Source organism: Collimonas pratensis (assembly GCF_001584185.1).
Lineage (GTDB): Bacteria > Pseudomonadota > Gammaproteobacteria > Burkholderiales > Burkholderiaceae_D > Collimonas > Collimonas pratensis.
Genome location: NZ_CP013234.1, coordinates 2,067,883 through 2,082,344 on the forward strand (window position 1 = coordinate 2,067,883; position 14,462 = coordinate 2,082,344).

Sequence of the window (14,462 nt, forward strand, 5' to 3'; positions counted from 1 at the left end):
GCAATTCGCCACGGCTCAGGCAGCATCAGCCTGAGCCTGAGCCGTGGCAGTTGCCATCAACTGCGTGAGTCTTCCGCAGCACGCGACGGCGATGACTCGCCTTCAAAACGCAGTGCGATGGCTGGCTCCTTGCGAGCCAGCTGTTGTTCTATCAGCGTTGCCAGGCGGCTGTCTGCGATTGGGTGGTCCGCATCCTCGGCGCTTGCCGGCAAGTGCTTGCGGCCGGTTGCATCGGCCAGTTCCAGCTGATTGATTTTCTGCGCCGGACTATGCGTGGCTGCGGCCAGAAAAGTGAGCAGCCGGCGCTGATGTTCGGCCAGCATCTGTGCGCTGTGGATTGCCGGGTTGGCGTCAAAAATGATCTCCAGGTCGCGGCCGGCGCCGCGCTCGCAGAGGGTGATGGCCAGATCTTCCGCGCTGCCGTCGCACAGCTGGCGCAGGCGGGCTGGATGGCTGCCGAAGCGCAAATCGCAAGGGTTGGATTCGGCTTTGATCACGGTGCTGAACAATTCCCTTTGGCCGGACAGCTTGCGCAAGTCATGGCGCAGTTCTTCGCACGGATAAGACTGATGCAGCGCAATTTGCCGTATCTGCCGGCCGATGTCGCGCATCAGCTCTTCGAACGATAGTTCTGTGTTCAGCGCCAGGCGCAGCGGCAGGGCATCTGCCGTGCCGGCCGCTACGCCGATCAGCATGTCCGTCACACCGCTGGCGCGATACAGGAATGCGACAGTGACGGCAATCAGGAGTTGCGGCAGGCTGATGTCCAGTTTGTGCGCGATGCTCTGCAATGCTTGCACGCCGGCGGCGGGAAAACAGGCGGTCTGGCGTAGCAAAGCGTCGCCATTGAAATGGCGTTGGAGCGACAGGCTCAATGGCGCGGGCGCATCGTGCAAGCGGCCAGTCCAGTAGTTGCGGTCGGCAATGTAGTGCTCCGATTCACGATAGGCGTTTTCGTCCTGCAGCAGCTGCGCAATCGACGGCGAGGGAGCCGCCGCCGGTAGCGGATGGTGCCGGCCCAGCGCACTGTAGGCGGCGGCCAGGTGGCGCGCCATACGGCCATGTTCCGAGCCGTCCGGCAAGATGCGATGGCTGCGGCGATACCAGATATAGCGGTCGCGGCTGGTGCGGAGCAATGCCGACAGCCATGGCCGGCCACGGATCAAATCGATGGCGCGGCTGTAATCGGCACGCATCCAGGCTTCCGCTGCGGCCTCCGGATCACGGTCGCGGCTGAAATCAAGATAGGGCAGCTCGCCGCCGAAGTGCTGTTCCACGATTTGTCGCGGTCCATCTTCGGAGTCAAGCAAGCGCAGACGCGCAGACTCGCTTTCATCCGCCACTTTTTGCATCGCTGCCAGGAACTGTGCGAGATCAATCTCGCCGACGATATCGACGGCTTCGGCGACGTTGAAGTTGTCGCCGGGCGTCGCGCATTTGACTTTAAGCCACACCGCCGTTTGGTTGACGGTGAGCGCACTCGCGGCAGCGGGATGGACGACGATTTCCAAACAGTTCTCCATGTCATGAATGAAACTGGATCGGTCAGGCGCCGGCGTGCGGACGGCATGATGCGGCTATCGGCATTGCGGCATGCGTAAAACAAACGTCTTTGGGATTTCCTATTGCGTGCAATGAGCGGGGGTATGCAGCTTGTCGGCCGCTGCCAAGCGGAAAAGAATATAGCCGCTCGATTTTCGCTTTGCTAGCTATAAAAAGTGACAGCTAGTTTAAAGCGGAAATTGGTGTTAGATGATTTGCGTGGAAGCATGGAGATGGTGCCAACAGGGGTATTGCGGATGAAGCAGCCCGGCGCGTTTGCTGCAGATTGTTGCGCCAGGCGTTCCGCTGGTTTGCTTATGGTAGCGCAAACACCAGGCAAGTGGTGGTCGCGTGCGCATAAATTTTTCCATCGACGTCGACGATATTGGCTTCCGCCACGCCGACCCTGCCGCCGACCTGTATCACCTTGCCGATGGCGCGCACCGGACCGGTCTTGTCGGTCAGTGCGCGGATCAGGTTGACCTTCAGTTCCAGCGTGGTGTAGCCGCTGCCTTTCGGCAGGGTGGATTGCACCGCGCAGCCCAGCGCCGAATCCAGCAAGGTGCAGAAGTAGCCGCCGTGGACGCTGCCGATCGGGTTGTAGTGCTGCATGCCCGGCGTGCCTTGGAAGATGACACGGCCCGGCTCCGCTTCCAGCAGGTTGAAGTCGAGCGTCTGCGCAATCGGCGGGATCGGCAGCTCGCCGGCCAGGATGCGTTGTAAAAATTCAACGCCGCTGTATTGTTTCAGCTGCTCCAGCGAGGCGACGCCGGGAGCTGCCAGTTTGGCGCGCACTGCCGCTTCTTGAGCTTGCCATTGCGCCAGGGTTTCTTCTCGGGTGGACATGTTTTCTCCTATAGATATTGTCGGTTCGACGGCCCGCATCATTATGCCTTGCCGGCCAGGATGCGGCTGCCGTCCTCGGCCGGCAGCCGGTTTCCAATGCTGCTCTGCACGATGGGTATTGATTGTAGACAGGTTTGTATATGTGTACTATTGAGACAATAAAAGAGCACGACCGTGCGTTTATATAAGGAGATGTGGTTATGAAATCGCTACGCCGAATCGCAGTTGCTTCTGTCTTTTGCTGTTGCCTGCCATTGGGGCAGGCCCAGGCTTCCGTCTTCAGCCTGTTCGGGACCGCCGCGTCCAGCGCTTACGCGCAAACCAAGTATCCGATCGTCTTGGTGCACGGCCTGGCCGGCACTTCCAAATACTTCGGCGTGGTTGACTACTGGTGGCAGATCCCCAGCGATCTGCGCGCCAACGGTGCTACGGTGTATGTCGCCGATGTTGCTGCTTTCAACAGCGATGAGCAGCGTGGCGAAGAGTTGCTGAAGCAGATCAGCAGCGTGCTGGCCGCCACCGGCGCCAGCAAGGTCAACCTGATTTCGCATAGCCAGGGCGGCACCACCTCGCGCTACGCCGCCGCGGTCAAACCGCAATGGATCGCCTCAGTCACCACCATCGCCACGCCGCATGCGGGCACGCCGGTGGCCGACACCGTCAACCTGGCGCCGCAGGCACTGAAGAATCTGCTGGCCGACGGCACCTCGGTCCTCGGCCAGCTGCTGAGCCTGTTTGTCGGTAATCCGCAGCCGCAGGACCCGCTGGCGGCCCTGAGCGGGCTGACCACGGCCGGCGCCGCGAATTTCAACCGACTCTATCCGAGCGCCGGCGTGCCCGCCAACTGCAGCGTGAATGGCGCCACATCGGAAGTCCGCAGCGGCAATACCCAGCTGCTGTATTCCTGGACCGGCAACTCGGCCGGCACCAATGTTCTCGACGTTACCGATCCGGTGATGGTGCTCGGCAGCGTCATCATCAAGACCGCCGGCGGCGGCGCCAATGACGGCCTGGTGCCGGTATGCAGCGCGCGCTTCGGCCGCGAGCTGGGCGTCTACGGCTGGAATCATCTGGACGAAGTCAACCAGCTGTTCGGTCTGCGCGGCCTGTTCAGCGCCGATCCTGTGGTGACCATCCGGACCCAGGCCAACCGGCTCAAGACTGCCGGGTTGTAAGGGCGGCTATGCAGACCAGACACAAGTTTATTCTGGCCTTGACGGCAGTGCTGCTTGGTTTGCTGGTTGCCGAGCTGGTTTGCTTCCGCTCGACGCCATCGGCAGCGCTTGCCGCCGGCAGCCAGCCAGTTGCGCCGGCAAACGCGCTGGAGCGCGCCGCTCCAGCGCAGTTGAACGCCGCTATCAGCGACGTTCTCCCGAGCGCTGGCGACACCAGCCCGCCACCAGGATTGGTGGTGGGCGCGGACCAGCATCTGCAAGTCAACCGCGCCTTGCGCGACGTATTCGACTACTACCTGTTGGGCGGTTTGCCCGGCTCCCGCAGCCAGCACATGGCTCAGCTGCTGGCGTATCTGAAAAGCAGCCTGCCGGCGCCGGCCTACGCCGACGGCGAGCGGCTGGCGCATGCCTATGTGGCTTATCTGGCGGCGCACGATGCACTGCTGGAGCGCCAGACGCCGCCGGCGGTCACCGCCGACAGCAAGATGGCGGCGCCGGATGCGGAGCGCATGGCGACCTGGCTGGCGCAACTCTCTCGTTTGCGGCAAGACATGTTGGGTATCGAAGTAGCGAAGATCTGGTTCGGCGCGGAAGAAGCCGAATCGCTGCGCGCGTTGGCGGTTTTGCGTAGCGGCGCCAGCAGCGGCCTGAGCGCGGCCGATCCGGTGCAAAAGAGCTTCGACGATCTGCGCCAGTTGCGGCAGCAGGGCGCCAGCCAGCAGGCGCAGCGCGACATGATGGCGCAGCAGTTTGGTCCAGCGGCAGCGCAGCGCTTTGACCAGCTCGGGCAGGAAGAGCAAGCCTGGCAAGACCGCTACGCACAGTACCGCCAGGCCGCGGACCAGATCCGCCAACAGACCGGCGGCGCCGAAGAAGATCGTAACCGGCAGATCGAGACCTTACGCAACCAGAGCTTCAGCGACCCTGCCGAGCGCCTGCGGGCGCAGGGGCTGGACCGCCGTTGAAATTGGAGAAAAATCGCTTTGGGCCGACCGCATTTAGGCGGCTCGACTACGCGTCCCGGCCTCGTCGGCTACGTCATTCCCGCGAACGCGGGAATCCAAGTTACTGAATATGGCGAGGAAAATAGATTCCCGCGTTCGCGGGAATGACGGACGATGTATGGATTCAATGGAGGGGCATTTGCGCGTCGGATAGCGCTGCCGTTTCCGCTTCCTTGGCATGGCCGCGCTTGACATAGCGCAGCGCCCGTTTGCCCCAGCTGTCCAGATAGCTATACGCCACCGGCACCACCACCAGCGTCAGCAGGGTCGAGGTGATGATGCCGCCGATCACCGCACGCCCCATCGGCGCCTGGGTTTCGCCGCCGTCGCCCAGGCCGAGCGCCATCGGCAGCATGCCGAACAGCATGGCCAGGGTGGTCATCAGGATAGGGCGCAGGCGCACCTGGCCGGCTGCCAGGATAGCGTCGTATTGCGAGCTGCCGTTGCGCTGCTCGCGGTTGCTGAAATCGACCAGCAGGATCGCATTCTTGGTGACCAGTCCCATCAGCATGATGAAGCCGATGATGGAAAAGATGTTCAATGTGCTGCCGGTGATCAGCAAGGCCAGAAATACGCCGATCAGGGAAAATGGCAGCGCGGCCATGATGGCGATCGGCTGCAGGAAGCTGCCGAACTGCGACGCCAGGATCAGGTAGATGAAGATCACGGCGATGCCCAGTGCCGCCAGCGCGGAGCCGAAGGCTTCCTGCATGTCCTTGGTGCGGCCGCCGACGTCGAAACGATAGCCGGGCGGCAGTTCGATCTGCTTGATCACGGCCTGCACTTCGGTGCCGACGTCGCCCGAAGGACGGCCCTCGACGTTGGCGTAGATGCCGATGCGGCGTTGCAGGTCCTGGCGCTTGATCACGCGCGGGCTGGAAGTGTGGACGAATTCAACTACCTGCCGTAGCGGCACCATGACCGGCTTGCCGTCGCTGTCGAGATTGCTGCTGGCGACCGAGAGGTCGCCAAGGTCGGCGATTTTCTGGCGGCCGGATTTCGGCAACTGCACATTGACTTCATAGTTTTGTCCGTCCGCCGCCAGCCAGTAGCCGTTGGCGTCGCCGGAGACGAAGGGCCGCAGGGCGGCGCCGATCTGTTGCACGCTCAGGCCGAGGTCGCTGGCGAGGGCGTTGTTGACCTTGATGGTGATCGCCGGATTGGCTGCGGTCAGGCTGTTTTCCAGGTCGGTGATGCCCTTGATCTTGCCGATCTTTAGCATTACCTGGTCGGCGATGGCGCTCAGCTTATCGGTTTCGGGACCGAGAATCGCCACGTAGATCGGCTTGTCCCAGCCCACCGACAGCTCAATCCCGGGAATCGCTTTGAGGCGCTCGCGGATATTCTTTTCCACTTCCTTCTGCGAGATGCGGTGACTGGTGTTGCGATTGGTCAGGGTCAGGTTCATATCTGCCGCATTACGGCCATCGTCGGTGCCGACGGTGGTGCTGATGTTCTCGATCTGCGGCATCTTGCGCAGCGCCTCTTCGACCTGGCGCATCTTGCTGTCGGTGTAGGCCAGGCTGGAGCCGACCGGGGTTTTCAGCTTGAGGGCGATGAAGCCCTGGTCGGTATCCGGAATGAATTCGGTGCCGACCAGCGGCGCCAGGAACAGGCTGCCGACGAACAGCGCCAATGCCAGCGACAATGTAGTCTTGCGCCAGGCCAGCGCGCGTTGCAGGATGCGGCCGTAGACGCCGTGGATGCGCTCGATCAGGTGTTCGATGCCTGCCATCAGGCGCGCCAGCCAGGGCAGGCGCTTGAACCGGTTTTCCGGCGGATCGGGCCAGACCGACGACAGCATCGGGTCCAGCGTAAAGCTGACGAACAGCGACACCAGCACCGCCACCGTGACGGTGACGCCGAACTGCAGGAAGAAGCGGCCGATAATGCCCTTCATGAAGGCCACCGGTACGAACACCGCGACGATGGCAAAGGTGGTGGCCATCACCGCCAGGCCGATTTCCTGGGTACCGTCGCGCGCCGCGGCGACGTGGCTCTTGCCCATGCCGAGGTGACGCACGATATTTTCGCGCACTACGATGGCGTCGTCGATCAGCAAACCGATGCATAGCGACAGCGCCATCAAGGTCATGAAGTTCAGGGTAAAGCCGAAAGCGTGCAGGGCGATGAAGCTGGCGATCACGGAAATCGGCAGGGTCAGGCCGGTGATGATGGTGCTGCGCCAGGAATGCAGGAACAGGAAGACGATCAGGATGGTCAGCGCGGCGCCTTCGAGGATAGTTTCCTTGACCCGGTCGAGCGAGCTTTTGACGTTGTCGGAATTGGCGTGGACGATCTTGATCTCGACATCCTTCGGCAGCTGCGTCTTCAGGACTTCCACTTCATTGCGCACGCCGTCGCCCACCGCAACGATGTTGGCATCCTGCAGCTTGGTGATGTCGAGGTTGATGGCGCGCTGGCCGTTGAAGCGCGAGATCGAGCTTTCTTCGCGTTCGCCGTCGGCGATCTGCGCCACCTGGTCGAGGTAGACCGGGCTGCCGCCGCGGCGGGCGACGATGATCTGGCCGAAGGCGCGCGGATCTTTCATCTTGCCTTCCAGCCGCACCAGCTGCTCGGAAGCGCCGCGCGTGATCAGGCCGGCCGGCATGTCCTGGTTGGTGCTCTGGATCGCATTCAGGATTTCGTCGACGCCGACCTTTTGCGCCGCCATCTGTTCCGGCTTGAGGTTCACCAGCACCTGGCGGCTGACGTTGCCGCCGATATCGACCTTGGCGACCCCGGCCACCGCCTGCAGGCGCTTGACGATGATCTGCTCGGTCAGGGTCGACAGGTCGCGCAGGCTGCGCGTGCTGGAAGTCACGCTGAGCGAGGCCAGCGGCTGGGTGTTGAGGGTGTCGCCGCGGACGATGAACGGGTCCTTGGCGTCTTTCGGCATGCTGGGGCGGATCTGGGCGATCTTGTCGCGCACTTCCTGCACTGCGCGATCCATGTTGACGTTCAGCTCGAAGGTCACCCAGGTGTCGTTGCGTCCTTCATACGAACTGGAGAGGATGGTCTTGATGCCGCTGACCGAATTGATGGTGTCTTCGATCGGCTTGGTGATGTCGTTCTCGACCGCTTCCGGCGAGGCGCCAGGGTAGCGCATCTCGATCAGCAGGCCGGGCGTCTGGATGTCCGGCATCTGCTCCAGGCCCAGTTCCTGGTAGGAGAACAGGCCCAGCACCAGCAAGGCCACCATCACCATGGTGGCGAACACCGGATGGTTGATACTGATTTTGGTAATCCACATGGTGCGTGTTTTCCTCTAGCTGTTGCGCTTGGCGCCGGCGGTTTCTGCCAGCTTGACTGCGCTGCCGGGCTTGACGCCGTCCAGCCTGACCACGATCACCTGTGCGCCTGGCGCCAGGCCGGAGGTCACTTCGGCCAGGTTTTCATCGTCGTTGCGCAAGCCCAGCGTGACCGGCTGCGCCACGATCAGATTGTTTTGCACGGTGTAGACCAGGTCAACGCCGTTTTCATGGCGCAGCGCTGCCAGCGGCAGCAGTGGCCGCAAGGCCGATTTCTGCAGGGTGATGGCGCCCTTGGCGAACATGCCGCCTTTCAGCGCGCCGTCGCTGTTGGCGACCGCGATATACACCTTGATGGCGCGTGAGCCGGCTTCGGTAGCGGGATTGATGCGCGTCACCGTGCCGCTGAAGCGGCGCTCCTGGAAGCCATCCACCGCAAACGTCACCTCCTGGCCCAGCTTGACCCTCGGGATTTCGCTGGCCGGCACCTGGGCTTCGAGCGTCATCTGGCTTAGGTCCATGATGGAAAACAGCGGTGAATCGGGCGAGACCTTGTCGCCTTGCTGGATCTCGCGCTTGCTGACGATGCCGTCGATCGGCGCGTGGATGGTAGCGTCGTTGATCGCCCGTTGCGCGATCTCCAGCTGCGAAGTGGCCGACTTGACGCTGGCTTCCGCCACCTCGACGCTGTTGTGCGCGGTATCGAAAGCATTTTGCGAGATGTATTTCTGCTTCAGCAGCATCTGGTTGATGTCGTGGTTCTTGTTGGCCAGCGCCAGCTTGGCCTTGGCTTCGTCCAGCGTGCCTTGCTGGGTGGCGTAGCGCGCCTGCAGGTCGGCAGTATCCAGCTGGGCCATGACCTGGCCGCGTTTTACCTGCATGCCCTCGCGCACCAGGGTGGCGCGCACTTCGGCGGCGACCTTGGATTTGACCGTGGCTTGCACCAGCGGCATCAGCGAGCCGGACAAGGGCAGGGTGATGCGCAATTCCCTGGCATCGATCAGGGCGACGTCGGCGGCGGCCAGTTCAAACGCATGGGTCTTTGGGGTTGTCGTCTTGCCATTGTCGGCCTGCCTGGCGTCGCTGTTCCTGGCATGCAGGGCGAACCAGCCGCCGCCGGCAAGCGCAATGACCAGCAACAGGGCAAGCGGCTTGCGCCAGCCGATACGTGAACGCGACGACGGGGACGAATTTGCCATGATTATTGTCATGATTACCGTTGTAAATGTGACAGGCCGGGGAAAAAGTTGTGGCATATTATGGAGGAACTTGTATCGCTATGTAGAAACAATTTGATGAGTTTTGGATGAAGGCTAGGCGCGGCACGGCCAGCCTGAATGTCAAACGGGACAGCTTGCCCGCCGTCCCAGTGCAGATGACAATCCATGCAACTGTGTTGCAATTGGCTTGCAAGCAATGCCAGTTCCCGATTACACTCTCCGCTTGCGGTTACAAATTGTAATTTCCCCCTTTATTAGCCGTTTAGCCGTTAATTAACCAGGTTCACGCTACATGCTTCTTCAAGCCAGCCCAGCTTTGCCGATTTCGCGCCTGATGCGCGCCGTCCGCACGTCTGTGGCCGCGGCAATGCAAGCCTGCTGCCGTTCCCTGGCGCCGCCATGCGCCTGATCGTCGAATCCCATTTCCGCACGCGGCGCCGCTTCAAGCTGCGTTTGCAGCAATGCACGCTGTGGCTGGCGCTGGCGATCCTGGTGCTGCAGCTGGTCGGCATGGCTTTTCATAATCACAGCCTGGCCGAAGTATCCTCCGACTGCATCAGCTGCGACCTGGCGGCCGACTTCCCGGCGCCGGTCCCATCCACCCCGGTGCCGGTGCTGACGCCGGTCCTGGTATTCGCCTACAGCAGCTTTGCCGAACCGGTCTATATCTATACCCCGGCGCAGCAGCACTATCTGACGCCGCACTCCCAAGCCCCGCCATCCCCTCTGGTCTGACGTTTTGTTTTTTCTTTTGGCCTGAGGCTGCTTGATCCCAAGCCGCCTGTAGCGATTTTCCGTGCGCCCCTGTCACCCATGGGGCAATTCGGAAAATGCCGGCCGGGTTATTCGTCTTATCGGAGTTTTAGAATGAAAATACGCTTGTCGCGCCGACTAAAATTGAGCGCCATGATTGCGCTGGCCTATGGTTTTGCCGGCTTTGCACCGTCCGCCGCCTATGCGCAGTCCGCACCTAAACAGATCAGCGGCGCCATCCACGATGCGCTCGGCCAGCCTTTGCCTGACGCGACGGTGGCCCTGAAAGACGCCACCGGCAAAGCAGTCGGTAGCACCAAGAGCGACCAGCAAGGTCATTTCACGTTTAGCGACATCGCGCCCGGCAGCTATGCCATCAGCGTCGGCAAGCCCTCGTTCCAGTCTGAGAACGGCACCGTCACCGTGGCCGACGAAAACGGCGCCACCGCGGACGTCACCCTGAAAGCCAGCCAGGCCGGCACGGTTAGCGCCAGCAATGCGGTGGTGGTCACCGCCGACCGCCTGGACCGTGCCCGCAACGGCATCCAGGTCGAAACCGGCAGCAGCATCTACCGCATCGGCCGCAAGGAAATCGCCGCCATGCCGCAAGGCGAAGACACTGCCTTCAATGAAGTGCTGTTGCGCGCGCCTGGCGTGGCACAGGATTCCTTCGGCCAACTGCACGTGCGCGGCGACCACGCCAACCTGCAATACCGTCTCAACGGCATCATCCTGCCGGAAAGCATTTCCGGCTTCGGCCAGACCCTGGACACGCGCTTTGTCGACAGCGTCAGCGTGCTCACCGGCGCCTTGCCGGCGCAATACGGCTATCGCACCGCCGGCGTGGTCGATATCCATACCAAGAACGGCGAGCTGGCCAACGGCGGCAACATCGGCGTGCAGATCGGCAGCAACAACACGCGTCAGATCAGCGGCGACGTCAGCGGCAGCACCGATTCCTTCAGCTACTACATCAACGGTTCGTTCGAAGCCAACAACCTCGGCATCGAGAATCCTACCGGCGCCTCCAGCGCCTTACATGACCGCACCTTGCAAAACAAGGCTTTCGGCTATTTCTCTTATCTGCTCGATGCCGATACCCGCGTCAGTCTGATTCTCGGAAATTCCGACGGCCGTTTCCAGATACCGAACAGTCCAGGCAAGACGCCCGGCTTCCAGCTTGACGGCGTGACCGACTATCCATCCGCCGACGTCAATGAGCGTCAGCACGAAACCAACCGCTACGGCATTCTTGCCTTGCAAGGCAAGATCGGTTCCGATATCGATTATCAGGTAGCCGCCTTCAGCCGCTATTCCAAAGTGCTGTTCGAGCCGGACCAGGTCGGCGACCTGTTGTATACCGGGGTCGCCTCGCGCGTGTTGCGCACCGGCCTGGCGAATGGCTTGCAAGCCGACGGCAGTTATCGCCTGAACGCCAATCACACGATACGCGCCGGCGTCAACTACACCCGCGAGAACCTGAAGAACAGCGACAATTCGCTGACGTTCCCGGCCGACGACAGCGGCAACCAGCTGTCGAGCCAGCCGATCACGCTGGCCGACAGCAATCAGAAGACCACCAACCAGGCCGGCGTCTACCTGCAGGATGAGTGGAAGATCAGCGACAAGGTCACCGTCAACTACGGCGCCCGCGCCGACTGGGTGAACGCCTATGTGAACGCCAGCCAGTTCAGCCCGCGCATCGGCGTGGTGTACCAGATGACGCCGCGCACCACTTTCCATGCCGGCTATGCCAAGTACTTCACGCCGCCGGCCAGCGAGCTGATCGGCGCCAGCACTGTCGCCAGCTTCAATGGCACCACCAACGCGTCCGCCAGCAGCCAGAACGACCCGGTGCAGGCGGAGAGCTCGGATTATTACGACCTCGGCGTCAATCACCAGCTCACGCAGCACGTCACCCTGGGGCTGGATGGCTACTACAAGAAGGTCAAGAACTTGCTGGACGAAGGACAGTTCGGCTCGGCCTTGCTGTACACGCCGTTCAACTACGCGCAGGGCAAGGTGTATGGCCTGGAGCTGACCCTCAACTATCACAAGGATAATCTGTCGGCCTACCTGAACCTGGCGCGTTCTGTGGCGCTGGGCAAGAACATCACTTCCAGCCAGTACAACTTCGGCCAGGATGAGCTGAACTACATCTCGAATCACTGGGTGCACCTGGATCATGACCAGGCTATCACCGCTTCAACCGGGGTTTCCTATCTGTGGCAGGGCACCACCTTGACTGCCGATGCCTTGTTTGGCAGCGGCCTGCGCAGCGGTTTCGCCAATACCGATCACCTGGCGGCGTATACCGAAGTCAACCTGGGCGCCAGCCATGTGTTCGGCGAGAGTCCGATCGGCAAGGTCACCACGCGCCTGAGCGTCATCAACCTGTTCGACAAAGTGTATGAAATCCGCGACGGCTCCGGCATCGGCGTCGGCGCGCCGCAATACGGACAGCGGCGCGGCTTCTATCTGTCGATGAGCAAGGCGTTTTAAACAAAGCTGGTTTTATAGCTGGGCTTTATAGGAATGGTAGGGTGGGCACCTGTGCCCACGTGGAACGCGGACGCTGCCCCAGCGTGGGCAGAAAATCTGCCCACCCTACGACTGTATAATGATGGCGGGGAGCTTGCTCCTCGCTTTTTTTGCATTTTTCAGGATACGCAATTTGCATTTCATAATGTGAAAAATTGAAATGCAGAGCACCATTTTCAAATTTCATTCTCAGAAATTTTATTCCACATCGCGAAAAATTAAAGATAAGTATTTGAATTTAAAGAAAATAAAAAAACTTATATGTCTTATATAAGACCTTGTTGCCTCGCACAGATAAGCCTACTATTTAGTCATCGGATTTGATTTCACTTTTTGTTTTTAACAGGAGAACGACGATGACTACACGTGAACAGCAAGTTGCCGCACTGGCCAAGGACTGGGCAGAGAATCCACGCTGGAAGGGCGTTACCCGCAATTACTCGGCAGAAGACGTAGTGCGTCTGCGCGGTTCGGTGCAGATCGAACACTCGCTGGCAAAGCGCGGCGCCGACAAGCTGTGGACGCTGCTGCACGAAGAACCATTCGTCAACGCTCTCGGCGCGCTGACCGGCAATCAGGCCATGCAGCAAGTCAAGGCTGGCTTGAAAGCGATCTATCTGTCGGGCTGGCAAGTCGCCGGTGACGCCAACCTGGCCGGCGAAATGTATCCCGACCAGTCGCTGTATCCGGCCAACTCGGTCCCGCTTGTAGTCAAGCGCATCAACAACACTTTCCAGCGCGCTGACCAGATCCAATGGTCGGAAGGCAAGGACGATATCGATTTCTTCGCCCCTATCGTAGCCGATGCGGAAGCCGGTTTCGGCGGCGTCCTGAATGCCTACGAATTGATGAAATCGATGATCGATGCCGGCGCTGCCGGCGTCCACTTCGAAGATCAGCTGGCTTCGGTCAAGAAGTGCGGCCACATGGGCGGCAAGGTGCTGGTGCCAAGCCGTGAAGCGGTTGAAAAGCTGAACGCAGCGCGCCTGGCGGCCGACGTTTCCGGCACTTCGACACTGGTGATCGCCCGTACCGATGCCGAAGCGGCCGACCTGCTGACTTCCGACGTCGATGAAAACGACAAGCCGTTCCTGACCGGCGAGCGCACCGTCGAAGGTTTCTACAAGACCCGCCCAGGCATTGACCAGGCCATCTCGCGCGCACTGGCATACTCGCCGTACGCTGACCTGGTGTGGTGCGAAACCGGCAAGCCGGACCTGGCGTTCGCCAAGAAATTCGCGGAAGCCGTGCACGCCAAGTTCCCTGGCAAGATGCTGGCGTATAACTGCTCGCCGTCGTTCAACTGGAAAAAGAACCTGGACGATGCCACCATCGCCAAGTTCCAGAAGGAACTGGGCGCCATGGGCTACAAGTTCCAGTTCATCACGCTGGCCGGTTTCCATGCGCTGAACTACTCGATGTTCAATCTGGCGCACGGCTATGCCCGCAACCAGATGTCGGCTTTCGTCGAACTGCAGGAAGCGGAATTCGCTGCAGCAGACAAGGGCTTCACCGCGGTCAAGCACCAGCGCGAAGTCGGCACCGGCTACTTCGACGCCGTGACCCAGGCCATCCAGCAAGGCCAGTCCTCGACTACCGCGCTGCACGGTTCGACCGAAGATGAGCAATTCTTCGAAGCCAAGGTTGCTTGATTAGATTGAATTAGATTGATTCAGTAGAACGATCAGGTTTATTGAACGCCGGTCCGCCGGCAAAGCGCGGGCGTTATCTCGTCAGCGCTCCAGAAAGCCGCATCCCACAAGGGTGCGGCTTTTTCATTGTGCGCCCAGCATGGGCGCAATCTTGGAGGTGAAAGTCCTCCCGTAAGTTGATCACAGCGAACGAAGCGAAGCGCAACTGCATGAGGGCGACTGAGTGTGGGGAGGAAGCGTGGAGCGAAGCTGCGAGCCGATGAACAAGAATCGGATAGAAGGCGGTGCCGACCAGGGCGAGCGGGCAATGAACCGCGAAGCTCTCGTGATCAAGGGTCAGGCGGCGTAGATCCGGCGGTTGTGCAGTGAAGGATTGCGTTCTTACCTGGGGAGATCTCGCTTTGTGCCTGAAAGGGCGACGGTGTAAGCCGGAGCGAGAAGTCAGCAGAGGTCGTAGTAGTTGGCGGCATGGCCGGAG

9 protein-coding genes are annotated in these 14,462 nt (G+C 60.9%); 5 read left to right on the forward strand and 4 right to left on the reverse strand.

The features are described 5' to 3' along the window. Nucleotides 1-56 precede the first annotated feature (56 nt). Together CPter91_RS09460 and CPter91_RS09465 are read right to left on the reverse strand one after the other, a co-directional pair. Nucleotides 57-1,511, reverse strand: a complete 1,455-nt coding sequence (locus tag CPter91_RS09460) for a condensation domain-containing protein (RefSeq protein WP_061939610.1) — start codon at nucleotides 1,509-1,511, stop codon at nucleotides 57-59. Between the two features lie 346 nt (nucleotides 1,512-1,857). After that, nucleotides 1,858-2,388: a PaaI family thioesterase gene (locus tag CPter91_RS09465; RefSeq protein WP_061939612.1), complete on the reverse strand. Its 531-nt coding sequence runs from the start codon at nucleotides 2,386-2,388 to the stop codon at nucleotides 1,858-1,860. Between the two features lie 200 nt (nucleotides 2,389-2,588). Here CPter91_RS09465 and CPter91_RS09470 point away from each other — a divergent pair, with 200 nt between their 5' ends. Then, on the forward strand, nucleotides 2,589-3,563 hold the full coding sequence (locus CPter91_RS09470) for a lipase family alpha/beta hydrolase (RefSeq protein WP_082792740.1): 975 nt from the start codon (nucleotides 2,589-2,591) through the stop codon (nucleotides 3,561-3,563). Nucleotides 3,564-3,571: 8 nt separating this feature from the next. Further along, entirely contained in the window at nucleotides 3,572-4,528 is a 957-nt protein-coding gene (locus CPter91_RS09475) for a lipase secretion chaperone (RefSeq protein WP_061939616.1), read from the forward strand. A 163-nt stretch (nucleotides 4,529-4,691) separates the two neighbouring features. Here CPter91_RS09475 and CPter91_RS09480 read toward each other — a convergent pair whose 3' ends face one another. Both CPter91_RS09480 and CPter91_RS09485 read right to left on the reverse strand, forming a co-directional pair. After that, nucleotides 4,692-7,820 (reverse strand): efflux RND transporter permease subunit, encoded by a 3,129-nt coding sequence (locus CPter91_RS09480; protein ID WP_061939618.1) that lies wholly within the window; start codon nucleotides 7,818-7,820, stop codon nucleotides 4,692-4,694. Between the two features lie 15 nt (nucleotides 7,821-7,835). Continuing rightward, the gene (locus CPter91_RS09485; RefSeq protein ID WP_236905997.1) at nucleotides 7,836-9,017 is read right to left on the reverse strand and encodes an efflux RND transporter periplasmic adaptor subunit; all 1,182 of its coding nucleotides are present in this window, start codon (nucleotides 9,015-9,017) and stop codon (nucleotides 7,836-7,838) included. Between the two features lie 420 nt (nucleotides 9,018-9,437). Here CPter91_RS09485 and CPter91_RS09490 point away from each other — a divergent pair, with 420 nt between their 5' ends. The 3 genes from CPter91_RS09490 (at nucleotide 9,438) to aceA (ending at nucleotide 13,984) form a co-directional block, all read left to right on the forward strand. Beyond that, complete coding sequence (locus CPter91_RS09490) at nucleotides 9,438-9,773, forward strand: hypothetical protein (protein WP_061939622.1); 336 nt, start codon at nucleotides 9,438-9,440, stop codon at nucleotides 9,771-9,773. A 132-nt stretch (nucleotides 9,774-9,905) separates the two neighbouring features. After that, entirely contained in the window at nucleotides 9,906-12,293 is a 2,388-nt protein-coding gene (locus tag CPter91_RS09495) for a TonB-dependent receptor (RefSeq protein ID WP_061939623.1), read from the forward strand. 395 nt (nucleotides 12,294-12,688) lie between these two features. After that, the gene (aceA, locus tag CPter91_RS09500) at nucleotides 12,689-13,984 is read left to right on the forward strand and encodes an isocitrate lyase (protein ID WP_061939625.1); all 1,296 of its coding nucleotides are present in this window, start codon (nucleotides 12,689-12,691) and stop codon (nucleotides 13,982-13,984) included. Nucleotides 13,985-14,462: the final 478 nt, after the last annotated feature.

Bases quoted from the DNA above. Each gene is read 5' to 3' on its own strand.
- aceA (WP_061939625.1), top strand. From the start codon at position 12,689: ATGACTACACGTGAACAGCAAGTTGCCGCACTGGCCAAGGACTGGGCA.
- CPter91_RS09470 (WP_082792740.1), top strand. From the start codon at position 2,589: ATGAAATCGCTACGCCGAATCGCAGTTGCTTCTGTCTTTTGCTGTTGC.
- CPter91_RS09485 (WP_236905997.1), bottom strand. From the start codon at position 9,017: ATGGCAAATTCGTCCCCGTCGTCGCGTTCACGTATCGGCTGGCGCAAG.
- CPter91_RS09475 (WP_061939616.1), top strand. From the start codon at position 3,572: ATGCAGACCAGACACAAGTTTATTCTGGCCTTGACGGCAGTGCTGCTT.
- CPter91_RS09465 (WP_061939612.1), bottom strand. From the start codon at position 2,388: ATGTCCACCCGAGAAGAAACCCTGGCGCAATGGCAAGCTCAAGAAGCG.
- CPter91_RS09480 (WP_061939618.1), bottom strand. From the start codon at position 7,820: ATGTGGATTACCAAAATCAGTATCAACCATCCGGTGTTCGCCACCATG.
- CPter91_RS09495 (WP_061939623.1), top strand. From the start codon at position 9,906: ATGAAAATACGCTTGTCGCGCCGACTAAAATTGAGCGCCATGATTGCG.
- CPter91_RS09490 (WP_061939622.1), top strand. From the start codon at position 9,438: ATGCGCCTGATCGTCGAATCCCATTTCCGCACGCGGCGCCGCTTCAAG.